Origin of the sequence: Arthrobacter sp. ZBG10 (genome assembly GCF_001238605.1) — a bacterium.
GTDB lineage: Bacteria > Actinomycetota > Actinomycetes > Actinomycetales > Micrococcaceae > Arthrobacter.
Genome location: NZ_LFQH01000033.1, coordinates 27,223 through 48,435, shown reverse-complemented (window position 1 = coordinate 48,435; position 21,213 = coordinate 27,223). Strand labels below are relative to the sequence as shown.

General features: G+C 66.6%; 22 protein-coding genes. 13 read left to right on the top strand and 9 right to left on the bottom strand.

The genetic code is table 11. The features are described from left to right. Positions 1 to 90 precede the first annotated feature (90 nt). Entirely contained in the window at positions 91 to 1,482 is a 1,392-nt protein-coding gene (locus ACU18_RS08535; RefSeq protein WP_050685114.1) for an AAA family ATPase, read from the top strand. Here the strand turns inward: ACU18_RS08535 and ACU18_RS08530 are convergent. Then, on the bottom strand, positions 1,479 to 2,183 hold the full coding sequence (locus tag ACU18_RS08530; RefSeq protein ID WP_082178255.1) for a phosphatase PAP2 family protein: 705 nt from the start codon (positions 2,181 to 2,183) through the stop codon (positions 1,479 to 1,481). The two genes, ACU18_RS08535 and ACU18_RS08530, sit on opposite strands and share 4 nt — an antisense overlap. Before the next feature lie 191 nt (positions 2,184 to 2,374). On the opposite strand from ACU18_RS08530, the gene ACU18_RS08525 reads away from it, so the two are divergent. After that, positions 2,375 to 3,484, top strand: coding sequence for a DNA alkylation repair protein (locus tag ACU18_RS08525; RefSeq protein WP_050685112.1), 1,110 nt, complete (start codon positions 2,375 to 2,377; stop codon positions 3,482 to 3,484). Between the two features lie 20 nt (positions 3,485 to 3,504). On the opposite strand, the gene ACU18_RS08520 is transcribed toward ACU18_RS08525, so the two are convergent. The 6 genes from ACU18_RS08520 to ACU18_RS08495 all read right to left on the bottom strand — a co-directional run bounded on the left by ACU18_RS08520 (position 3,505) and on the right by ACU18_RS08495 (position 8,271). After that, positions 3,505 to 4,377 carry an NAD-dependent epimerase/dehydratase family protein gene (locus ACU18_RS08520; protein WP_050685111.1) on the bottom strand — a complete coding sequence of 291 codons (873 nt, stop codon included), beginning with the start codon at positions 4,375 to 4,377 and terminating at the stop codon, positions 3,505 to 3,507. Then, a complete protein-coding gene (locus ACU18_RS08515; protein ID WP_050685110.1) occupies positions 4,374 to 4,967 on the bottom strand; it encodes an adenylate kinase in 594 nt (197 codons plus the stop codon). The genes ACU18_RS08520 and ACU18_RS08515 overlap by 4 nt, the downstream gene beginning before the upstream one ends. Before the next feature lie 144 nt (positions 4,968 to 5,111). Continuing rightward, positions 5,112 to 6,326 carry a hypothetical protein gene (locus tag ACU18_RS08510; RefSeq protein ID WP_050685109.1) on the bottom strand — a complete coding sequence of 405 codons (1,215 nt, stop codon included), beginning with the start codon at positions 6,324 to 6,326 and terminating at the stop codon, positions 5,112 to 5,114. Then, entirely contained in the window at positions 6,323 to 6,880 is a 558-nt protein-coding gene (locus ACU18_RS08505; RefSeq protein WP_050685108.1) for a hypothetical protein, read from the bottom strand. Before ACU18_RS08505 ends, ACU18_RS08510 begins: the two co-directional genes overlap by 4 nt. 1 nt (position 6,881) lies before the next feature. Further along, a complete protein-coding gene (locus ACU18_RS08500) occupies positions 6,882 to 7,724 on the bottom strand; it encodes a hypothetical protein (RefSeq protein ID WP_082178250.1) in 843 nt (280 codons plus the stop codon). A 91-nt stretch (positions 7,725 to 7,815) separates the two neighbouring features. Continuing rightward, positions 7,816 to 8,271: a hypothetical protein gene (locus ACU18_RS08495; RefSeq protein WP_050685106.1), complete on the bottom strand. Its 456-nt coding sequence runs from the start codon at positions 8,269 to 8,271 to the stop codon at positions 7,816 to 7,818. A gap of 392 nt (positions 8,272 to 8,663) precedes the next feature. On the opposite strand from ACU18_RS08495, the gene ACU18_RS08490 reads away from it, so the two are divergent. Further along, positions 8,664 to 9,407: a GAF and ANTAR domain-containing protein gene (locus tag ACU18_RS08490; RefSeq protein WP_050685153.1), complete on the top strand. Its 744-nt coding sequence runs from the start codon at positions 8,664 to 8,666 to the stop codon at positions 9,405 to 9,407. On the opposite strand, the gene ACU18_RS08485 is transcribed toward ACU18_RS08490, so the two are convergent. Continuing rightward, entirely contained in the window at positions 9,404 to 10,612 is a 1,209-nt protein-coding gene (locus ACU18_RS08485) for an MFS transporter (RefSeq protein WP_050685105.1), read from the bottom strand. The genes ACU18_RS08490 and ACU18_RS08485 overlap by 4 nt on opposite strands. Then, a complete protein-coding gene (locus ACU18_RS08480) occupies positions 10,609 to 11,448 on the bottom strand; it encodes a MurR/RpiR family transcriptional regulator (RefSeq protein WP_162242826.1) in 840 nt (279 codons plus the stop codon). The genes ACU18_RS08485 and ACU18_RS08480 overlap by 4 nt, the downstream gene beginning before the upstream one ends. Before the next feature lie 153 nt (positions 11,449 to 11,601). Between ACU18_RS08480 and ACU18_RS08475 the strand changes: the two genes are divergently transcribed. From ACU18_RS08475 to ACU18_RS08430, 10 genes are all read left to right on the top strand, one after another. After that, complete coding sequence (locus ACU18_RS08475; protein WP_050685103.1) at positions 11,602 to 12,195, top strand: tripartite tricarboxylate transporter TctB family protein; 594 nt, start codon at positions 11,602 to 11,604, stop codon at positions 12,193 to 12,195. Between the two features lie 2 nt (positions 12,196 to 12,197). After that, on the top strand, positions 12,198 to 13,721 hold the full coding sequence (locus ACU18_RS08470) for a tripartite tricarboxylate transporter permease (protein ID WP_050685102.1): 1,524 nt from the start codon (positions 12,198 to 12,200) through the stop codon (positions 13,719 to 13,721). Beyond that, positions 13,718 to 14,725 carry a Bug family tripartite tricarboxylate transporter substrate binding protein gene (locus tag ACU18_RS08465; RefSeq protein ID WP_050685101.1) on the top strand — a complete coding sequence of 336 codons (1,008 nt, stop codon included), beginning with the start codon at positions 13,718 to 13,720 and terminating at the stop codon, positions 14,723 to 14,725. Before ACU18_RS08470 ends, ACU18_RS08465 begins: the two co-directional genes overlap by 4 nt. 2 nt (positions 14,726 to 14,727) lie before the next feature. Next, positions 14,728 to 15,366, top strand: a complete 639-nt coding sequence (locus tag ACU18_RS08460) for an RraA family protein (RefSeq protein ID WP_442853704.1) — start codon at positions 14,728 to 14,730, stop codon at positions 15,364 to 15,366. Between the two features lie 128 nt (positions 15,367 to 15,494). Next, the gene (locus ACU18_RS08455) at positions 15,495 to 15,902 is read left to right on the top strand and encodes a response regulator transcription factor (RefSeq protein WP_050685100.1); all 408 of its coding nucleotides are present in this window, start codon (positions 15,495 to 15,497) and stop codon (positions 15,900 to 15,902) included. A gap of 22 nt (positions 15,903 to 15,924) precedes the next feature. Then, a complete protein-coding gene (locus tag ACU18_RS08450; protein WP_050685099.1) occupies positions 15,925 to 16,905 on the top strand; it encodes a phosphodiester glycosidase family protein in 981 nt (326 codons plus the stop codon). A 9-nt stretch (positions 16,906 to 16,914) separates the two neighbouring features. Next, on the top strand, positions 16,915 to 18,015 hold the full coding sequence (locus tag ACU18_RS08445) for a bifunctional glycosyltransferase family 2/GtrA family protein (protein ID WP_050685098.1): 1,101 nt from the start codon (positions 16,915 to 16,917) through the stop codon (positions 18,013 to 18,015). 76 nt (positions 18,016 to 18,091) lie between these two features. Further along, entirely contained in the window at positions 18,092 to 18,766 is a 675-nt protein-coding gene (locus ACU18_RS08440) for a DUF4956 domain-containing protein (RefSeq protein ID WP_082178248.1), read from the top strand. Further along, positions 18,763 to 19,548: a polyphosphate polymerase domain-containing protein gene (locus ACU18_RS08435; protein ID WP_050685097.1), complete on the top strand. Its 786-nt coding sequence runs from the start codon at positions 18,763 to 18,765 to the stop codon at positions 19,546 to 19,548. Before ACU18_RS08440 ends, ACU18_RS08435 begins: the two co-directional genes overlap by 4 nt. A 37-nt stretch (positions 19,549 to 19,585) precedes the next feature. Continuing rightward, a complete protein-coding gene (locus ACU18_RS08430; protein WP_050685096.1) occupies positions 19,586 to 21,193 on the top strand; it encodes a carbohydrate-binding domain-containing protein in 1,608 nt (535 codons plus the stop codon). The last annotated feature ends 20 nt before the right edge of the window (positions 21,194 to 21,213 follow it).

The following is a 21,213-nucleotide window of genomic DNA, read 5'->3' as shown; positions in this document are numbered from 1 at the left end:
AGGCTGGGGGCGGAAACTGTACCCCCCAGAATCTCACACCGCGGGGATGCTGACGAGTGGCAATCCGGGCCTTCCTGCTAGGGTCTGGGCATGGATGGAAAACTGGGGAAGTTCATCGACGATTTTGCTGCGCTGGTTAATCTGGCGCAGTCCGCAAGCCATAAACCGCAGGCCGGAACACAGCTGGTTGAAGCCCTGACCGGGCATCTCGGCGTGGCTGCCGGGGAGCTTTCGGTGGTGGTGGAACAGATCCCGCCGCACCGGTTTGTGGATGCCGACATTGTGATGGCAGGCCTGGTGGAAAAGGACCCCGCTGGCCGGCTGGTTGGCATCGGCGGTGGGGGCCAGCGGCATCACCAGTCCCTGAGCGACATGGTCCAGGAATCACAGCTCTACCCGCAGTTCCCGCTCGCCAAGCCGGACTTCGCGAACCTCGCGGTGGGCCCGGACAGCCACCGCCAGGCCGTGGCCCTGGGCCTCTGGCTGTTCAGCTTTGACGGCAAGCCACTGGCCGTCCTGCAGCGCGACAGCAGCCCGCAATCCGGCCGCCCGCAGGCGACGCTTGAAGTCCTCGCCGCGGACCGGGATGCCGCCACGGGGTTCCTCGCAGAGTTCCGGCGCCGGATGGATGGCAACAGCGTCCTTAAGGGGCAAGTGATTTCCCTGGTGATGAACGAATACGGCCCCAGCGCCGCGGGCGTGACGTTCCATCACCGGCCAAGCCTCCCGGCGTCGGACGTCATCCTGCCTGCAGGACTCCTGCAGAAGGTGGCGGACCATACAGTGGGCATCGCCACGCACCGCGCTTCGCTCAGGGACCACGGCCAGCACCTCAAGCGCGGCATCCTGTTGTACGGGAAGCCCGGGACCGGAAAAACGCACACCGTCAGGCACCTGCTGAGCCAGAGTGCAGGCTCGACGGCGATCCTCCTGTCCGGCGGGTCCCTCGCCAGGATTTCCGATGCGGCGCGGATGGCCCGGGCGTTGCAGCCGTCCATTGTGGTGATGGAGGACTGCGACCTGATTGCCGAGGACAGGAGCTTTGGGCACGGCCCGCAGCCGCTGCTTTTTGAGGTGCTGGATGCCATGGACGGGCTGGACAACGACGCTGATGTGGCGTTTGTGCTCACCACAAACAGGCCGGACATGCTGGAACGGGCCCTGGCCCAGCGCCCTGGCCGGGTGGACCTGGCCGTGGAGGTCCCGTTGCCGGGGCGTGCGGAGCGGATCCGGTTGTTGGAGCTCTACGCCCGCCACGTTGGCTTCTCGCGGGCTGCGCTGGCGGCTGCCGCCGAACGGACGGAGGGCACCACCGCGTCCCTCGCCCGCGAACTGGTCCGCCGCGCGGTGGTGGCGGCCGCGTTGGAGGGCGCAGCGGTGTCCGACGCCCACCTCGCCGCCGCGGTGGAGGACCTGATGGCCGACGCCGAATCCCTCACCCGCAGCCTGCTGGGCAGCGGTGGGGAACCAGCCGGAACCTAGTCGCCCGGCGCATCCGCTTTGGAGAGCTCGCCGGTGATCCGTTCGCCCGGGATCCGGGCCGTGCGCCACGTGTCGAGCGCGATGACCGCACCCAGGATAAGCAGCGACAGCGACAGCGACGCCAGGGCGTCGGTGAACCAGTGGTAACCCAGGTACAGCCGGCTGAGCGCTGCCAGCACAATCCCGACGCCGGCACCTATAAAGCCGAGCACGGCGGCCCGGGTGTTGGTGCGCCGCGAGACGATCAGGAAAACGCCCACCAGCAGGAAGTCGCAGGCACCCAGGACATGGCCGGAAGGGAATGAGAACGTGTGGTCGGCACCGAACAGCATCAGTTCCACAGGCGGCCGGGACCGCCGGACGATCTGCAGGATGATCTGTGAAATCACCACCCCCGTGAGCATGCCGCCCGCCAGGAGCATGGGCCGCCAGGCATGCTTGGCCGCGAACCCCCACACCAGGATGATCACCAGGACGATAATCGGCAGGGCTATGGGTCCAAAAACCACGGCCAGGAAGATCATCACCGCTGTGAGTACCTCCGACCGGGTTGACAGGAGCCAGTTCCGGGCTGATTCATCGGCCGACGCCAGCCCATCCCGTTGCAGAACCCCAAGCAGGGTTGCCACAAACAGGACAGCCCCGACTGCCATCAGGATCACGGCCCAGCGGTACAGGGCTGTTCGCGCCGCGGGGTCCATGTAGCGCTCTTCCACAACGAACTTGTCGTGGAAGCGGCGCCACCAGTTGGGGCCCCTGCCGGATGTTCGCTGTCCTGGTTCCTGTGCCACGTGTGTGTTCCGCCCTTGCGCCGATGATGAGACCTACGGTGAAGATTATCCCCGTTGGCCACCGTTGGGTGGTGATTGACGCCGCGGGATAGCCTGACGGCATGGGTGCGATGAATGAGCTGATCAACAGGCAGTCGGTGGGGGTGCTGGCCGGGATCCTCGTCACCGCAGCGCCCGCCGCCCGGTGGCCGGCGCTCGCCGGGGCCGGCACGGGCCTGGCCGAACTCAGCCTGCGCCAACGCACTGACCAGGTCAGCGCCGCGCTGGTGGCGGACCTGGCTCACCTGCCGGACCCTGGCTACGCGACGGCGGCCCATGTGCTCCGGAAGGCGCTGGCTGACCCCGGGTTGACCGGATGGATCCTCTGGCCGGTCTCCGAGGCCGCCGTCACACTGGCCCTCGAGTCGGATGATGCCCGCGATTTTGGCGACTGCCTGGCCTTTCTCGCTGAGCTGACGCCCCGGCTGACCGGGGAGTTTGCCATCCGGCGGCTGCTGGCCCGGGATCCGGACGCGGCCCTGCAGGCCATCCGGACCTGGACGGGCCACCCCGACGAACACGTCCGCCGCCTCGCCAGTGAGGGCACCCGGGCCTACCTGCCCTGGGCTGTCCGTGTTCCGGCCCTGGTTCAGCGCCCTGAAGCCACCCTTCCCATCCTCGACGCCCTGTACCGCGACCCGTCGGAGTACGTGCGCCGCTCCGTGGCCAACCACCTCAACGACCTGGCGCGCCACGCACCCGCCGTAGTGGTGTCGACGGCGGCAGGCTGGCTGGCCGCGCCGGACGCCAATACGGCGTGGGTGGTCCGGCACGGACTGCGGACTCTGGTTAAGAAGGGCCATCCGGAGGCGCTGGCGCTCCAGGGCTTCGAACCGGCGTCGGTGGCTGTCTCGGAGCTCCGTCTGGACCGGATCGAGGTCGCCATGCCAGGGGACCTGGGCTTCGAATTCGAGATCTCAAACAGCGGCAGTGAGCGGGCGCGGCTGGCGGTGGACTACGCGGTCCACTACCGCAAGGCCAACGGCAGCCAGTCCGTGAAGATCTTCAAGCTCACGGCACTGACCCTTGCCCCGGGCGAGACCAGGACGCTGGGGAAGCGGCACGCCTTCAAACCGATGACCACCCGGGTCCATCATCCTGGTCTGCACGCCCTGGAGCTCCAGGTCAATGGCCTACGGCACGGCCGCGCGGAGTTCAACGTCCGCACCTGACGGCCGCGATGCCGGCTCCGTCAGTCCTCCGTGGGTGTGGTCCTGTTGGGGTGGTAGGTCCGCCAGCTGTGCTCCGGTTCGAACCCCAGCAGCCGCCGCGCCTTGTCAATGGAGAGCATGGTTTCGTGCTCCCCCAGCTCCTTGGTGACCCGGACGTCCGGGAAGACCTCCGCGGCCAGGCTGGCGCTGGAACGGCTCATCACGGTGTCCGCGTTGGCCACGATGAACGCTTCGAACCCCGGCTCCCCGTACTCGAGCGCCCGGACCACGGCCTGGGCGCCGTCGCGGCCGTCAATGTAGCCCCACAGGTTCCACTTCCGCAGTGTGGCGTCGGCATCAAAGGACGGGAAGTTCTCGTAGTCCTGCGCATCCATCACGTTGGAGAACCGCAACGCCACGATGCCCAGTTCCGGGTCCCAGCGCGTCAGTTCGATCGCCATCTGCTCTTCGAGGTGCTTGACCAGCGAGTAGGTGCTTCCCGGCCGGGCGGGATATTCCTCGTCCACGGGGATGTATGGCGGGTCCACGTCGAACGGCAGCCCCAGCACCGTCTCGCTGGACGCGTAAACCACCTTTTTGATCCCGGCGCGGCGGGCGGCCTGGAAGACGTTGTAGGTGGAGAGCATGTTGTTTTCGAAGGTGGCCGCGTCCGGGAGGATGCCCGGGGCGGGGATCGCCCCAAGGTGGACGACGGCGTCAAAGCCTGAGTGCCTGTCGTCCAGTCCCAGCAGCACATCCAGGACCTGGCCGTAGTTGCGGAGGTCCACGATGGCCAGGCCGGGGCTGCGGTCCCCCGCCCGGTCCAGGTTCAGGACCTGGTGCCCGTCAGCGGTGAGCCTCCGCACCACGTGCCGCCCCAGTTTTCCACTGCCGCCTGTCACTGCAATTCTCATGGGTGCCCGCCTTGCCCGCTTAGGAAGTGTTCGACGGCGGCAATGGCCGCCTCCGTGATTTCGCCGGGGTCCCCGCTGCCGTCCACGGACACCACCAGACCCCGGCCAGCGTACACGGAGACCACTTCGTGGGTTTCGCGGTGGTAGAGGTCGAGGCGGCGGCGGAAGACATCCACTGTGTCGTCCTTGCGGCCCTGGTCCTTGGCCCGCTGCAGCATGCGTTGTTCCAATTCGGCGTCGGGTGCCCGCAGTTCGATGACAGCGTCCACCCGCTTGCCCTGCGAGCGCAGCATGTTGTCCAGTTCGGTGACCTGCGGTGCCGTGCGGGGAAAGCCGTCCAGCAGGAACCCGGCCTCGACATCGGCGTCCAAAAGCCTGTCCTTGACCAGTGCGTTCGTCAGGTGGTCGGGCACAAAAAGGCCGTCATCCAGGTATTTGGCTGCTTCCTTGCCCAGCGGGGTCTCTTCGCTGACGTTGCTGCGGAAGATGTCGCCGGTGGAAACGGCGGGGATCCCGAAATGCCGCGCCACGTGCTCGGCCTGGGTGCCTTTTCCGGAGCCGGGCGGACCGATGATGAGCAGTCTGGTCATATTCCTTGTCCCTCCGCGGCGTCATCGCCACTGTGTTGGGGCAGCCTCCGGCAACGCCGGTGCGTCCTTCATTCTGCCCATAAGGGTCAGCACAATGCCAGCCGCCGGGAGGGGACCGGAGGCTGGCATGGTGCTGGCGGGGAGTCAGAACCGGGACGGTGCGGAGGCGGCGGCGCCCACTGCCTGGTTCCCGTTCGCGTCCGTTACTCCTTGAGGCGGCGTCACAGTGGGGGAAGAGGTGGCGACGCCGGTCTTGGCACTGCCGCCTCGCTGTCCCAGCGTGATGGTTAGGGTTTGGTTGTTGTTGTTCCAGGCGATCTTCGAAGCGTTGCCACCACTTCCCTCGAAAGTGAGAGTGCCCGAATTTGCGTAAGTTGCCCCTAGCGAAACGGTCCCGATGTTGAAGGTGCAGCCGGCCAGTGTCCTGCTGACGGTCAGGTTCGTGCCGGTAATCGTTACGACTACGTCGCCACTCGCTGATGCGTCGGGAGGCTGTTGGCCAGTCACCCATGTGCTGCAAATGGACGAGAGATTCATGGGCTTCGAGAACTGGATGGTAACCGCGTCGCCCTTTTCAGCCGTCCCTTGTGTTCCGTTATTGACGAGGGTGACTTTGGCCGTGGGCGCCGTGGTGTCCTTGCTCGAGGTAGCCGTCCCGGCAACAACACTGACGTTGCCCGCTGCATCCGTGGCGACCACCGAATAAGTGACCGTCGGGTCGTTGAGCGTGGTCAGGTCCATCACGGCACTCCACTGGCCCAAGCTGTCGGCAGAGACTGTTTTCGGAACCGAGTGCACTGCGCCAGCGTCCTTGGCGGTAATCGTCACCGATGACAACGGCTCGGCGTTGCCGCTGACCTGGACACCCCCGACAGTGCTGCTGGTGATCAGCGCCGGTGCGCTGATTGTTGGCGTCGGTGGTGGTGTGGTGTCTGCAGCAGCGACACCTAAGCTGCGTGCCGATTCCGCCCCGGCCCAGGCGCCGAGGACGGGCGTGACGGTGTAGTACCAGGTGCCGGCCGGCAGGGCGGCCTCGGTGCAGGTGAGCGCATCGATGTTTCCGGCGCACGCTCCCCCGGCGGCAACCTTGGTGCCACCGGCAGCTGACGGGTAACGCGCAACGGTGTAGCGGGCAACCGGGCGGCCCGCCGCCGTCGTGCCCTGCTGCCAGCTGACCGAAGCGGCACCGGCAGATGCCGATGCTATGGGTGCTGCCACAGCCTGTAATGAATCGGCGCGGGCTGCTCCGGCGTTGCTGCCCAGGGCCTGCCAGTAGGCGTTGGCCGCCGGCCCACCCCACGTAACGGCGAGCGCCGCCGTGACCACGCAAGCGATCCGGGTCCTGGCTGTACGGTTCATTTGCGGGCCTCCAGGGTGACGGGCAGGCTGAATGTGGCGCCTTGGCACACTGAGGCTGATGCTGTGGACATGGCTGCGGCGCCGGGCAGGGTGATCAGCGCCGTCGAGTTGGCTGCAATAGTGACCGGCGGGGCCAGCGGCGCCGCAGGAGCAACGAATGTCACCCCGGTGGTGAGGCAGGTCGCGTGGGCGGCGTCTGCCGTGGCCGCGCCGCTGCCCGTGATGGCGTAAACCTGCACGGCGTAGCTGTTGGGGTTGAACGCCCGGACGGCAACATCGGCGGTGCCGCCCGGGACGAGGGTGGTTTGCGGGCTGTCACCTGCCACGAGCGCCTGCGCCGTGACAGCTGCCATGGTGCCGTTGGTGGCGGAACCGGTACCCGAACCCAGCAGTGCCCAGTAGGCGTAGGCACCGCCCGCGCCCGTCGCCAGGCACAGCGTGAGGGTTGCCGCCGCAGTCCTGGCAGCCAGCTTTCGGGGCGCAGGCCGCGACGCAGACTTTATGGTGGTGGCTGTGAAGCGCCCGGTGGCTGCCCTGTGTCGTCCGGATGTCATCTCAGTTCCCTTCCCCTACGGCGGAGTAGGCGAGCTGAAGCGTGGCGCCCTTGCAGCCATCCTGGTTCAGCGCCGTGTCCAGCATGGTGATTTTCGGCCACACTGCCGAAGACGATTTGAGGTTGCTGAGGGTGCTGGGCCCGACCGGAAGGGTCAGTGGATAACCTCCGCTGTAGTTGGTCACCACGTAGTCCGCCATGGTGCAGGGAAGCCCCGCCGCGACGGCTGCCTGGGTCCTGGTGATGCCGGCGATCGTCACCGACAGGTTGGACAGCGCCAGGGTTTTGTTGTTCGGGTTGGCGAAGGATGGATTGAGCGGGAGCGTGGATCCGGGGGTGAGCAGCTGGCCGAGGTTGCCTGAGATGCTGAACGTCTTCTTGGCGGCCTGGACGAACAGTTGGACCACAACGGCGGCGGCCTGGCTGTCGCCGGCGGTGGTGGAAAGGGTGAGGTCCGCTTTGCCGTTCGGGGTAGTGGCTGACGTTGCCACGGTGAGCACAACCGTGGCGGCCTTTCCGGAACCCAGCGTGACCGACGCCGGCGCGAAGACCGCCGTCGTGCTGGCCGGAAGTCCCGAAACAGTGGGAGTGACGGTGCCGCTGAAGCCGTTGGCCGAGGTCAGTGCCACGGAATAGGTGACAGTATCGCCCTGGTCAACCGTCCGGCTGGCGGGAGTGGTCTGGATGGTGACGCCCTTTTTGGTGCTGCTCTGGCTCCCGCCCTGGCTGGCAGCGAAGATGGTGCCGGCCGAAACGAGCATCACCAGAAGCCCCACCAGCAGCACTTTGACTGCTGTAGTGGTTCTTCGCATGGCAGTGCGGAAGTACCCGGATTCGTTCTGCACGTCTTGCCCTTCTGGTTTGGTCTGGGAGTTGCAGGCGGGTTGGAAATCGCCGGCGGGGAAGGATCAGGTCCTCCCCCGCCGGCGAAGCCTGTTAGACGCTGCCCACCGTGATGGTTACGACGGCGCCCTTGCACGCGTCCTGGTTGACGTCTGCGTTGTCGTTGAACGTCAGGGTTCCGGAGCCCACTTCGATGCCTGGAGTGTTAGCAGAGACGGTGGTGTTAGTCGTGTCTGCGGTGACGACAAACCAGCCCGGAAGGCATCCGGTGACATTCGTCGTCACAGAGGCTGTGAGCGCACCCACCTTGGTGCTGCTGGATGTTCCGTTGTCAGCCGTATAGGACACCGGAACGCTGTTACCCGGGGCAAGGCCAGCAGCGAAGTTTGCGTGCAGGGTAATGGTGCCTTGACCGGCCGAATTGGTGGCAGTGCCACTGCCCGAGCCCGTCGTGGTCCAGTAGGCGTAGGCTGCGCCGCCGCCGCCGGCCACCAGTGCGAGCGCTCCAGCAGTTGCGAGGACCTTGTTCTTCTTCGTCATTGTGCGCATGAGTAGGACTCCTTTGTCTGAAAGTAAGAGTGATGATGAGACTCACAGCGACCGGGCCCGCTGTGGGATCCTGGCGTTTGGCTGCTCGATGACGCTCATACTTCCGGGCGATGGGAACGTGAACAACGCGTAGCGGTACTGGTCTTTTGGCACAGCTCCTGCCGGCGACCTCTTGGTTTCACCACCTGGTACTCAGTTTTTGCCGCGGCGCCGCCCAATCCGTGACGGTGCAGTTTCAGCGGCTGGCGCGTGTATATAATTTTGGATACCGGCTTAGCAGAAGGCCGTTGGAAAGTTCGTCGATCCAGCGACCGTCACCCGTTCCCCGTTGCACGCGGAACCGCTGTGGGTTGCTGGCTCGTTTTGACCTGAGCGATTGGCACCAGAAAATCGTGGCCGGCGAGTCAACTGCAAAACCCGATACATCCATCACAGAGCACCTCCATGAACTGGTCCTCAGCAGTTCCGACGTGGAGGACTTCCTGAGCGAACTTGCGCAGGTTTCTGCCCGCAACCTCTCCGAGCCGGGCGACGAGATCCTGTGCGCCATCACGTTGCTGCGGCCGCGCAAGGCCGCCACCACTGTTGCCAGCAGCCCGGGGGCCGATGGCCTGGGCCAGCTGGAACACGAGTTTTCGCACACACCCAGCATGTCCGCCTCCCTCGGCCGCGAAACGGTCCATGTCCGCGACGCCAGCATCGACGTCCACTGGCAGGACTACTCGGCGGCGGTCCTGGCGGAAGGCGTCCGGTCGGTCCTGGCCCTGCCTTTCGAACTGGAGGGCGAAACCAAGGCCGCCCTCTTGCTGTATTCCAGCCGGCCCAACCGCTTTGCGGGCCGGGTGCTGAAATTTGCCGAAGAGTTTGTTAAGCAGACGTCGTTGGCCCTGCGGCTGGCTGTCCGTTTTGCGCATTACAGCGAAGCCGCAGCCAACCTGCGGGCCACACTGGAATCACGGACCCAGATCGACATGGCCGTGGGCATCATCATGGCGCAGAACCGGTGCAGCCAGCAGGAGGCCTTCGAAATCCTGCGGACGGCTTCCAGCACCCGGAATTCGAAGCTGCATGACGTGGCGACCGCGGTGGTCAATTCCCTGGGCCAGGGCCCGGCCAAAACCCATTACGACGGCTAGGACCCGCCACCGTCCGCCTCCCGGGGCGGCAGGGAGCCGACGTTGGAACCGCCCACCACCACGACTGCTCCGACCAGGAGCGCGGCGTTGGCCCAGAAGATTCCCAGGACGCCCAGCGGCGCCGCAAAAGCTCCGACCGCGACGGGCAAAGTCACCTGCGCCAGGCGGTTGACGCTCATCCGCAGCCCCAGGACTGCGCCGTGGCTCGACGAGGCGGTCAGCGCCACCACCCAGGCCATGGTCAGAGGCTGCGGAATACCCAGGCCAAGGCCAAGGCCCACCATCACCGCAATGGCGCCGGGGGCACCCACCAGGGGCAGCGCGGCGAGCGAGAGCACTGCCGCACCGATGGAAACCATCAGCATTGCCTTGCGGCCGAATTTATCGATCAGGCGCGTCAGCCCGAGCCTGCTGGCGACTGACACGGCCGCGCGCAGGGCAAGGAGCATTCCCACTACCGGCGCACTGACATTTTGCTCCGACGCCCACACGGGGACGAACGCATACATCAGGTCAACGGTCACCAGCACTGCTCCGCTGACCACCAGGGACCGCCACAGCCCGGGGGTCTTCAGCACCGTGGCCGCACTGGCCCGGGGCGCCCCCGCCTGCCGCCGGTTCTTCCGCAGCCCCGCATCGGTGCGGCGGAGGAAAAAGTAGGCCGGCAGGGCCAGCGTGCTGAATGCCAGGCACACCAACAGGCCAAGGCTGGTGTCCGGAGGATTGCCGCCGGGCACAGTGGCCGCGGCCGCGAAGGTGACAGCGGGCGGTCCCACCAGTTGTCCGATCGAGGCCGCGGCAGTGAGCGTTCCGAACGCGCTGTCCCTGGAGGCGCCGTGGCTGACGTGCGCCACAAAGGCCTGCTGCCCCACCATGACCATCAGGTGGCCCAGGCCAATCACGGCACTGGCCAGCAACAACACGGGCAGCCCCGGCACCAGCAGCATCAGGCCCGTCCCGCCCGCCGCAAGCAGCAACCCGGTAAAAGCCAGCACAATCCCGCCCACTTTGTCCGCCAGCCTCCCCACGGGGAAGGCGGCAAGCAGCGCAGGAAGGGCGAAGCTTGACGCGAGGGCGCCCAGGAAGACCGGGTCTGCCCCGGCGGCGAGCGCGCGGTAGCCGATGATGAGCCGGATGCCCACCCACGAGGCCTGGGCCAGGATGGCTTGGCCGCTCAGGGCCGTCCGCCAGCCTGCATGGCTCACGGGCGCAGCGGTATTTCGTCCGCTCCCCCCAACAGCCTGGTCAGGTCATCGATGCTGTCGCGGGTGGCCTGGTAGCGGTCCGGATCGAGGTGGAAGATGGCCAGCTGCAGGGCGTAGGCAAGCGCCATGGGAATCAGCTGGGTCCGGTATTCGGTGTCGTCCCCGCGCCGGGCGGCAAGCAGGTGGTCCGGGCTGGGCCGGAAACGGTAACCCGGAACGTCGGAAAGCACAATGCTCCGGCCGCCGCGCCGCGCCGCCTCGGAGATGAGGGTGGGAAGGTGCAGCGGCGCTTCCCGCAGCGCCAGCGCTATGAGGGCGCTGTTTTCGTCGAAGCTGACGAAGCCTTCCGCGAGGTCCTTCGGGGTGGCGCCCAGCAGGACGGTTGCCAGGCCCAGCCGCCGAAGCCGGCGGGCAAGCAGTTCAAGCGTGGGCCGTTCATCGTTTTTTGAGTACAGGTACACCACGCTGGAGACGTGCAGCGCCTTGGCGGCAGCGTCCAGGTCCTCCTGCGGCACAAAATGCGGCAGCCGCTTCAGCGCCCTGATCTCGTCGGCGATAAAGGCTGTCAGGTCATGGCCCGATTCCCCGCGCATCACGGTAGCGCTGGGAACCGTCTCCTCTTCGTCCCTGCGCAGGTCTGCCCGCAACTCCGGGTAGCCCCGGTAGCCCAGCTTCTTTGCCAGGCGAACCACCGTGGATTCATGGGTCCGGGCCCGTTCGGCCACTTCAGCGGCCGGGATGCCCGCCATATCCCCGGACATCAGCACGTTCATGGCGCGCTCCTCGGAAGCGCTCAGCCTGACCGTACTGCTGGCAACTACTGCTTTGAAACTCACTCTGGCTCCCCTTTGAGATCCGCGTTCCATTCGATGTGATGCTTGACACTATGCCACGGACATGCAATCCTGTGCAAGATTGCAAGAACGGTTAAGGACCAATCCTGCTTCACCTATTTTCTCCACTTTGCCGCAGAGAGGCGGACAACAAAGATGCAAACCCTCAACGCACCTGTTGCGCTTGAATGGACGGTTGCCTCCGCGGCCGTCGCCGGGGGCCTGGCCATAGCAGTGGTGGGTGCCGGTTATGGCCTCACCAACACGTCCGGCGTGGGCGCCGGATTCTTCCCAACAGTGGCCGGCACCCTGATGGCCCTGGCCGGTGTGCTCTGGCTCCTCCAGCTCGCAGCGGCTCGCAAAACGGCTGCCGCAGCACCCGCCATCGGCGACATACTGGAGTCCGTACCGCCGCACCACGATTCCGGTTCGGCACTGGTGTCGCTGCTTGATGACGACAACAGCGAGGAACCGGAAGCGGACTTCCCGGACCGGCAGGGCATTGCCCGCGTGGGGATCATCGCCGCCGCGATCCTGCTGGCCGCGCTGCTGCTGCCCTACCTGGGCTACACCATCGTGATGACCCTGATGCTGGGCTCCATCCTCTTCCTCGTCAGCAAGCGGAAACTGTGGCTGGCGGTCCTGGTGGCTGTCGGCGCCGCGCTGGCGTCCCGCCTTGTTTTTGAAGTGTGGCTGGGTACGGCGCTGCCTACCGCCAGCATCGACTTCCTCGCCGGACTGGGGCTGTAGCCATGGGTTTTGACCAGCTTCTGGGTGGCCTGGCCACCGTCTTCACTCCCGAACACCTCCTGTTTGCCCTGATCGGCTGCGTGCTCGGCATGCTGGTGGGCGTACTTCCGGGCTTCGGCCCGGCTGCGGCGGTGTCCCTGCTCATCCCGGTGACCTTCGGCTTGGACGCCACGTCGGCGATCATCATGCTGGCCGCCATCCTGTACGGCGCGGCCTATGGCGGAACCACGACGGCGGTCCTGCTGCGGATCCCGGGCGAAGCATCCTCCATCGCCACCACCCTTGACGGCTACCAGATGGCCAAGCAGGGACGGGGCGGACCGGCCCTGGTGATCGCGGCCCTCGCCTCCTTTGTGGGCGGACTGATCGGCGTCGTCGGGTTTGTGGTGGTGGCCCCGTTCAGCCGCCTCGCCCTGGAATTCGGCGCCCCGGAACTGTTCCTCGTCTCCCTCCTGGGCTTCGCCCTGATCACCAGCTTCGCCGGCTCGAACCCCGCCAAGGCCCTGCTCAGCGCCGCGGCCGGCCTGGCCATCGCCACCGTCGGGGTGGACTCCGGTGTCGGAATCGCCCGCTTCACGTTTGACATGCCAGAACTGTTCGACGGGCTGGGCCTCGTGGCCATCGTGATGGGCGTCTTTGGCCTCAGCGAAGTCCTGGGCCAGGCCCAGAAGGGCCCCCTGGGAGTGCCGAGCCCGCTCAAGGTCGCAAGGCTGCTGCCCACCCGCACCGACCTGCGGCGCTCCGCACTGCCGTCCCTGCGCGGATCGGTTATCGGCTTCTTTATGGGCCTGCTCCCGGGCTCTCCGGGCGCCGCCACCTCACTGGCCTCCTACGCCGCGGAGAAAAAACTCTCCAAGCGCTCCAAGGAGTTCGGCCGGGGCGCGGTGGAAGGCATCGCCGGACCGGAATCGGCAAACAACGCCCTGGCAGTGTCCTCGATGATCCCGCTGTTCACCCTGGGCATCCCCACCTCCGCCACGGTGGCCATCATGGCCGGCGCGTTCACCATGAACGGGCTTATCCCCGGGCCGCTGCTGTTCCGGGACAACCCGGACGTGGCCTGGGCCATCATCGCCAGCCTCATCGTGGGCAACCTGATCCTGCTGGTCCTTAACGTGCCGCTGGCCCGGGTCTGGATCGCCGTGCTGAAGGTTCCGTTCCACTACCTCATGGCCGCCATCCTGGCCTTTATGTTCCTGGGCACCTACTCCATCAACGGCAGCGCCTTCGACATCCTGATCATGCTGGGCGCCGGCCTGCTGGGCTACGTCTTCCAGCTGGTCAAGGTCCCGCTCACGCCGCTGGTCCTGGGACTCATCCTGGGCCCGTTGCTGGAAGAGAACTTCCAGCGGTCCCTGGCCCTGTCCCGCGGCGACTACAACGTGTTCCTGCAGGGCCCCATCAGCCTCACCCTGATCGGCGTCATCGTCCTGGCCATCCTGTTCGGCGCCGTCCGCCCCCTCATCGCTTCCATGCTGAAGAAAAAGACCATCACCCCTGTCGCATCAAAGGAGCTTGCGAAATGAAAAAAATCCCCGCACTGACCGCCACCGCCGCACTGGCCGCGTCCGTTGCCCTGGCCCTCACAGGCTGCGGCGGACAGCCGGCATCCAGCACCGCTGCCGCCGACTTCCCCAAAGCCGGCTCCACCATCGAGTGGATCGTCCCGTCCGCAGCCGGCGCCGGCAACGACATCCTGGCCCGCATCATTGCTCCTGTGATGCAGGAGGACCTGGGCGCCAACATCAAGGTGGTCAACAAGGAAGGCGGCAGCCAGGTAGTGGGCCTGAACTATGTGGCCCAGGCCAAGCCGGACGGCCTCACCTTCGGCAACACCAACATCCCCTCCATCCTTGGCCGCTACCTTGACCCGTCCAAAAAAGCCGCCTTCGACCGCGGCAGCTTCACCCCCATCGGCTCGTTCGCCACCAACTCCGTGGTGATCGGCGTCAACAAGGACAGCAAGTACAAAACCATCAAGGAACTGTTCGACGCCGTCAAGGCCGAACCGGGCAAGATCACCGTGGGCACCGACTCCCGCGCAGGAGATGACCACATCAACCTGCGTCTCCTCGAGGACCAGCTTGGCCTGGACTTCAACATCGTGCATTACAACAGTGGCGCGGACAAGGTCGCAGCCATCGTCTCCGGTGAGACCGATTTCGCCCTGGGCGGCGTCTCGAGCTTTTACGGCCAGTACAAATCCGGCGACATCAATCTCCTGACCGTCGTCGAGGACGCTGCAAGCCCGTTCGCCCCGGAGGTTCCCACGCTGAAGGGCTCCGGCTACGACGTCAAGCCGATGGCCAGCAACTTCGCCCTCTCCGTTCCGTCCAAAACGCCCAAGGACGTTGTGGCAAAGCTCGAGTCCGCGCTGAAGAAAGCCACGGAAACTCCGGCCGTGCAGGAAAAGCTCAAGGGTGCGGCCACCCAGCCCGCCTGGAAGTCCAGCAGCGACGTAGCCAAGCTCTGGGAAGAGCGCGAATCCACCATCAAGCCCGTCATCGATGAACTCCTGAAGCAGCAGTAACCGTGGACTCCTCCAGAAAGGCCGGCGATACCATGCAGGCAGACCTCAGCTCTCCCCTGTCCACCGCTGAACTGGTGCAGCGACTGGCGGCCATTCCCGCCGCCAACATCAGCGACGCCCAGGAACGGATCGGCGTGGCCTCGGCCCTCTCACCCTCCTGGCCCGGCGCCAGGCTGGCCGGGCCCGCCTACACGGTGTGGACCAGGCCCGGGGACAACCTCTACATCCACAAGGCGCTCGAAGAAGTGCAGCCGGGCGATGTGATTGTGGTCAACGGTGGCGGCGACCAGTCCCGCGCCCTCATCGGCGACATGATCGGCATCCGCGCCCGGAACCAAGGCGTGGCCGGCTTCGTGATCGACGGCGCCGTCCGCGATGCCGATGCCCTGGCCGAATGCGGGCTGCCGGTCTTCGCCCGCTCCGTTACCCCTGCCGGACCCTACAAGTTCGGCCCGGGCCGGCTGCAGATCCCGGTGGCGATCGACGGCGTCGTGGTGGCACCCGGCGACCTGGTCATCGCCGACGCCGACGGCGTGGTGGTGGTCCGCCGGGACGATGCGGAGCAGGTCCTCGCCCAGGCGGAAGCCATCGAAGCCCGCGAGGAAGCCAAACGCACAGCCTTCGCCGGCGCCGCCAGCTAACCACCGGCACGCAGTGCTGGCCGGCGCCCGCAGGGAGCTCCGGCCAGCACCACGTCAAGACGCGGGACGTAACACCATACGGGCACCTTCCACCGGTAGACTGGTGCAAAATCTTGCCGGGGGGCCTCATGAAACAGCAACGCATCTGCCTCGTCATCGAGGACAATGACGACATCAGGGGACTTATCACCCTGGTCCTGGGCCGCGCCGGGTTCGAGGTCCGGGCCGTGGCCACCGGCGCCGCCGGCATCGCCGCGGCAGCGGATCCCGCCGTCGCCCTGATCACCCTGGACATGGGCCTGCCGGACATGGACGGGCACGTGGTGGCCCGGGCGATCAGGGCCCTGAGCAAAGCGCCGCTGCTGTTCCTCACCGCCAGGTCCGAAAGTGACGACATCCTTGCAGGCATGGCATCCGGCGCTGACGCATACCTGACCAAACCGTTCCGGCCCGCGGAGCTCCAGATCATGGCACTGCAGCTGTGCCCCGATCCGGTTTCACAGGCCCCGCACATATCCGGCAAATCAGCTTCCTAACTTGGCCGCCTAAAAATGAGGAATGACTCCTCAGCACAAACCAACACGTAGGCCGGGCCGCCTCAGGCGGGCCGTCATTGCAGGGTCTGTAGCCCTCACGCTTTCGGCCGGCGGCGCCACCGCCTGGGCCCTGGACCGCTTTGTGGTCCAGCACGTGGCCATCGCAGACGTCTCCGCGTACGAGGCAAGCCAGAACAGCGCCGCCGGCACCACCACCGCGGACACCGCCGCCGATGCTGCGGCCACCGCCGTCACCACTGACACGTCCTACTCCGCCGGCGACACCAACATCAGCATCTCCACGGTGACCACCGGAACCGGCGACAGCACCGTCACCTACTACGTGGCCGACGTCGTCCTCGATGACGCCACCACCCTCCAATCCGCCTTCGCCAACAACAGCTTCGGTGAAAACATCACCGAAACCACCTCCGCCATCGCCGCGGACAACAATGCCGTCTTCGCTATCAACGGCGACTATTACGGCTTCCGGGACACCGGCATCGTGATCCGCAACGGCGTGGTGTTCCGCGACGAAGGCGCCCGGCAAGGACTGGCGTTCTACCGCGACGGCACCGTCAAGGTCTACGACGAGACCACCACCACCGCCGACCAGCTGATTGCCGACGGCGTCTGGAACACCCTCTCCTTCGGCCCGTCTCTCCTGGACAACGGCGAAGTGGCCGCGGGCATCGAGGACGTGGAGGTGGACACCAACTTCGGCAACCACTCCATCCAGGGCGAACAGCCCCGCACCGCCGTCGGCGTCATTGACGGGAACCATCTGGTGTTTGTGGTGGTGGACGGCCGCAGCCCAGGCTACAGCGCCGGCGTCACCATGACCGGTCTAGCTGAAATCATGCAGGGCCTCGGCGCCACCACCGCGTACAACATCGACGGCGGCGGGTCGTCCACCATGTATTTCAACGGCTCCCTGGTCAACAATCCGCTGGGCGAAAACAAAGAGCGCGGCACCTCCGACATCCTCTACATCGCAGGCTAGGGCCGGGCCATGATCATCCTCATTCCCGCCTACGAGCCGGACGGCCAGCTGCCTGACCTGATCCGCACCCTCCGCGACGCCGAGCCGTTCGCCCCCGTGGTGGTGGTGGATGACGGCAGCGGCCCGGCGTACAAGGACGTGTTCGACGCCGTCAGGGCACTCGGGTGCCACGTCATCGGTTACGGCCGCAACCGGGGGAAGGGGTTCGCGTTGCGTACCGGCTTCGGTTTTGTGGCGGAAAACCTTCCCGGCCACGACGTGGTCTGCGCCGACAGCGACGGCCAGCACCGGGCCAACGACATCCTGAAAGTAGCCAACACGCTGCAGCAGAACAGGTCCGCGCCATGGGGCCAGGCCACCATGGTGCTGGGCAGCCGGAACTTCACCGGCGAGGTGCCCGCCCGCAGCCGGTTCGGCAACGAAGCCACCAAGGCCCTCTTTACCCTGGCCACCGGCGAGCGCATCCCGGATACCCAGACCGGGCTCCGCGGCTACCCCGCAGCGATGCTTCCGTGGCTGCTGACCGTCCGCGGTGACAGGTATGAATACGAGCTGAACCTGCTGCTGGAGGCCCGGCACGCAGGTTACGCCCTGCAATCGGTGGAGATCGCCACGGTGTACCTGGACCACAATTCCGGCTCGCATTTCAGGCCGCTTGCCGATTCGGTCCGGATTTACGCCCCGATTCTCAAGTTCCTGGCATCGTCCTTCGCCGCGTTCCTGGTGGACACCGTGGTGTTCCTGGTCCTGACCGTGCTGGTCGACTCGCTGCTCCTGGCGGTGCTGGGTGCCCGCGCGGTCAGTTCGGCAGTGAACTTCATGGTCAACCGGCGCCTGGTGTTCAGGCACGGCGGGGAGAAGCCTGCCGGGTCCACCGGCCTGCGCTACTTCGGCCTGGTAACTGTGCTGCTCGCCGCCAATGTCGGCCTGATCTGGGCACTGGAGGCCGGCGGGATCCACCCGCTTCCCGCCAAGATCCTGGCCGAGATCGCCCTGCTCGCCATCAGTTTCACGGTGCAGCAGCGCTACCTGTTCGCCGGCAAAAGCGCCGCAGCCCCCGTTGACCGGACGTCCAGCGCAGCACCAGCCTGCACTCATATATCCGGCTAGGTTCCGTCACAGCAGCGGCACAGTATTGCCCGGCATCGTAGTTACCAGCCCACCGAGAACCCACCCGGAGAATCCCATGAACCCCCTGATTTTTATCCTGGCAGACCTTGCCGCCATCAGCCTCCTGACCTTCGCCCTCTACCTCCGCCGGCACCGCCGCCGGGACCTGGTGGTGTCGTACCTGGGCATGAACGTCGGCGTCCTGGCCGTTGCCACCGCCCTCTCCGGCTCGGCAGCGAGCCTGGGCCTGGGGCTGGGACTCTTCGGGGTCCTCTCCATCATCCGGCTCCGGTCCACCGAACTGGCCCAGCATGAGGTGGCCTACTACTTCTCGGCCCTGGCCCTGGGCCTGATCGCCGGACTCGGCATCGAACCCCTGTGGCTGACCGTCTCGCTGATGGCCCTGATCCTGCTGGTGATGTTTGTGGGCGACCACCCCCGCGTGCTCCCCGCCCACCGGCACCAGAGCGTGATCCTGGACCGCGCCATCGCCGAGGACAGCGAGCTCTTCGCCCGGCTGGAAGCAGTCCTGCACGGCAAGGTCCACTCCGCCACTGTCCAGGAACTGGACCTGGTGAACGACAAAACCATTGTGGACGTCCGCTACGCTTACGTGCCGGCAACCTGGCCTGCGGTGCCGGCGTCCGTCGTCGAGCCCATCTACCCCGCCCGGCAGGCCGTTTCCTCCCAGCAGGCCGCCGCCAGCGAGGCCGTCCCCGCCGCGGCACACGCCGGGACCGGTGCGGCATGAGCACCCTGGCTGCCGTCCTCATGGACAACCTGCACCTCCTGCCCGCGGTGGGACTCGAAGAGCTCAACGCCGAAGCCGCCCTCCAGACCCGGGTGGACCGGAAATACGTGGTCCCCACAGCCGTGGCCCGCCACCTGCTGGCCACCTTCAGCCACGAGGTCCGCGTCCTGGAAATGGACGGCGCCCGCAGCTTCGCCTACGACTCGGTCTACTTCGACACCGCAGCCCTGGACAGCTACCTGCTGGCGGCCCACGGCCGCCGCCGGCGCTACAAGATCCGCACCCGCACCTACGTGGACAGCGGCATCAGCTTCCTGGAAGTCAAAACCGAGGGCGCCCGGGAAGCCACCGTCAAGGAACGCATCCCGTACCGCCTGGCGGACCGGGACCGCCTCACCGAGGAAGGCCTGGACTACGTCCGCGAAACCCTGTCCGCCGCCGTCGGCACCGTTCCTGCCGGCACCCTTGCGCCTGTCCTGGAAACCAGATACCACCGCACCACGTTGTTCCTGCCGGGCTCCGGCAGCCGGGCCACGATCGATACCGGGGTGACCTGGCAGCGGCCGGCCCGCCGGTCCTGGGTCCTTACCGACGCGATCATCCTTGAGACAAAATCCGGTTCCACTGCCGGCCCGCTGGACCGGCACCTCTGGGCCCACGGCATCCGGCCGTCCCGCATTTCAAAGTTCGCCACCGGCATGGCTGCCCTGCAGGCGGACCTGCCGGCCAACCGCTGGCACCGGACGCTTCGCCGCTCGCTGAACCTCCAGCCCGCAGCCTGACCCTCCCACTCTCTTTCTTCCCCTAAGGACCTTCACCATGAAAAGCTTCCGTTCATACCTCTCCGTTGCAGCCCTCGCCGCCGCGATCGGCCTGGCAGGCTGCTCAGTGGCCGCGACCACCCCCACCGGGGTGTCGTCCGTCAGCGGCGCCACCACCGGCAGCAGTTCCACGGCCACTACAGGGACGGCGCAGGCCGTTTCGCTGGACACCCTGGCTGAGGACACCCACTACGACGCCGACGACCTCACCTGGGACGCAGCCAGCGAAGTAGCCGTCACGCTGGCGGACGGTGCCAGTGCCGTGGCCGGCGGCACAACGTCGGACGCGGTCACAGTGGATGGCGATACGGTGACCATCACCGCCGCCGGCACCTACCGCCTCAGCGGTTCCCTTTCCGACGGCCAGGTGGTGGTCGCTGCCGGCGAGGAGGACACCGTCCGGATCATCCTGGCCGGCGCGGACATCACCAGCTCCACCGGTTCCCCGTTTGTGGTCCAGAGCGCCGACGAGGCCATCGTGTTCCTCGAGGACGGCACCAACAACGCGCTCAGCGACGCCACCAGCTACACGGACCAGGGCACGGACGCCCCCAACGCGGCGCTGTACTCCATGGCCGATCTAACCATCGCCGGCACCGGAGCGCTGACGGTGGACGGTAACTACAACGACGGGATCGCCAGCAAGGACGGCCTGGTCCTGGCGGCCGGCAACGTCACGATTAAGGCAGCGGATGACGGGATTGTGGGCAAGGACTACGCCGTCCTCCTCGACGGCGCCTACCAGGTCACCGCGGGCGACGACGGCTTCAAAAGCGACAACGACACAGACGAAGGCCGCGGCTGGGTCCTCATCAACGGCGGCACCCTGACCGTTTCAGCGGCCGACGACGGCGTCAAGGCCTTCAACACCCTCACCATCGCGGCCGGTACCACCACCGTGACGGAGTCGGAGGAAGGCCTCGAGGCACAGCACATCGTGATAGCGGGCGGCACGGCCACCGTCACCTCGAACGACGACGGCGTGAACGCCTCGGGCGGCAGCTCCACCACGGGCACGGCGCAAGGCGGCATGGGCGGCGGAATGGGCGGCGGCGAGACGGTGGGCGACTACACCGTGGAGGTGACCGGCGGCCTGCTGACAATCAACGCCCAGGGTGACGGCCTGGATTCCAACGGCAACGCGTCCATCTCCGGCGGCACCGTGATCGTCAACGGCCCCACAAACAGCGGCAACGGCGCGCTGGACGTCAACGGCGAACTGGCCGTGACCGGGGGTACCGTTGCCGCCGCCGGCAGCGCCGGGATGGTGGTAACCCCGGGCAACACCTCCACCCAGTCGGGAGTCCAGGTTGCCCTGGATTCCACGGTGTCAGCGGGCACCGTGATCCAGCTCGCCGACTCCTCCGGCACCGTGGTGGCGGCCTTCGTCACCACCAAGGCAACGCAGTCGCTGGTGTTCTCGTCGGCGGCCATCACGGCGGGGGCGGAGTACACCGTGTACACCGGCGGAACTGCCACCGTCAGCGCGGGCCTCGGCGAAGGGACCCTGGACGGCGCCTCCAGCGCCGGCACCGTGACCGCCGGCGAATACACGGCGGCGCAGGGCCCGGGCGGCATGGGCGGGATGGGTGGCGGCCGGATGTAACTGGCCACCACATGGAACGG

What these genes read in the sequence shown, in the direction of transcription:
- ACU18_RS08535 (WP_050685114.1), top strand. Translation starts at nt 91, where the DNA reads ATGGATGGAAAACTGGGGAAGTTCATCGACGATTTTGCTGCGCTGGTT.
- ACU18_RS08505 (WP_050685108.1), bottom strand. Translation starts at nt 6,880, where the DNA reads ATGACATCCGGACGACACAGGGCAGCCACCGGGCGCTTCACAGCCACC.
- ACU18_RS08495 (WP_050685106.1), bottom strand. Translation starts at nt 8,271, where the DNA reads ATGCGCACAATGACGAAGAAGAACAAGGTCCTCGCAACTGCTGGAGCG.
- ACU18_RS08435 (WP_050685097.1), top strand. Translation starts at nt 18,763, where the DNA reads ATGAGCACCCTGGCTGCCGTCCTCATGGACAACCTGCACCTCCTGCCC.
- ACU18_RS08515 (WP_050685110.1), bottom strand. Translation starts at nt 4,967, where the DNA reads ATGACCAGACTGCTCATCATCGGTCCGCCCGGCTCCGGAAAAGGCACC.
- ACU18_RS08525 (WP_050685112.1), top strand. Translation starts at nt 2,375, where the DNA reads ATGGGTGCGATGAATGAGCTGATCAACAGGCAGTCGGTGGGGGTGCTG.
- ACU18_RS08530 (WP_082178255.1), bottom strand. Translation starts at nt 2,183, where the DNA reads ATGGACCCCGCGGCGCGAACAGCCCTGTACCGCTGGGCCGTGATCCTG.
- ACU18_RS08455 (WP_050685100.1), top strand. Translation starts at nt 15,495, where the DNA reads ATGAAACAGCAACGCATCTGCCTCGTCATCGAGGACAATGACGACATC.
- ACU18_RS08430 (WP_050685096.1), top strand. Translation starts at nt 19,586, where the DNA reads ATGAAAAGCTTCCGTTCATACCTCTCCGTTGCAGCCCTCGCCGCCGCG.
- ACU18_RS08475 (WP_050685103.1), top strand. Translation starts at nt 11,602, where the DNA reads ATGCAAACCCTCAACGCACCTGTTGCGCTTGAATGGACGGTTGCCTCC.
- ACU18_RS08450 (WP_050685099.1), top strand. Translation starts at nt 15,925, where the DNA reads ATGACTCCTCAGCACAAACCAACACGTAGGCCGGGCCGCCTCAGGCGG.
- ACU18_RS08470 (WP_050685102.1), top strand. Translation starts at nt 12,198, where the DNA reads ATGGGTTTTGACCAGCTTCTGGGTGGCCTGGCCACCGTCTTCACTCCC.
- ACU18_RS08510 (WP_050685109.1), bottom strand. Translation starts at nt 6,326, where the DNA reads ATGAACCGTACAGCCAGGACCCGGATCGCTTGCGTGGTCACGGCGGCG.
- ACU18_RS08445 (WP_050685098.1), top strand. Translation starts at nt 16,915, where the DNA reads ATGATCATCCTCATTCCCGCCTACGAGCCGGACGGCCAGCTGCCTGAC.
- ACU18_RS08465 (WP_050685101.1), top strand. Translation starts at nt 13,718, where the DNA reads ATGAAAAAAATCCCCGCACTGACCGCCACCGCCGCACTGGCCGCGTCC.
- ACU18_RS08440 (WP_082178248.1), top strand. Translation starts at nt 18,092, where the DNA reads ATGAACCCCCTGATTTTTATCCTGGCAGACCTTGCCGCCATCAGCCTC.
- ACU18_RS08520 (WP_050685111.1), bottom strand. Translation starts at nt 4,377, where the DNA reads ATGAGAATTGCAGTGACAGGCGGCAGTGGAAAACTGGGGCGGCACGTG.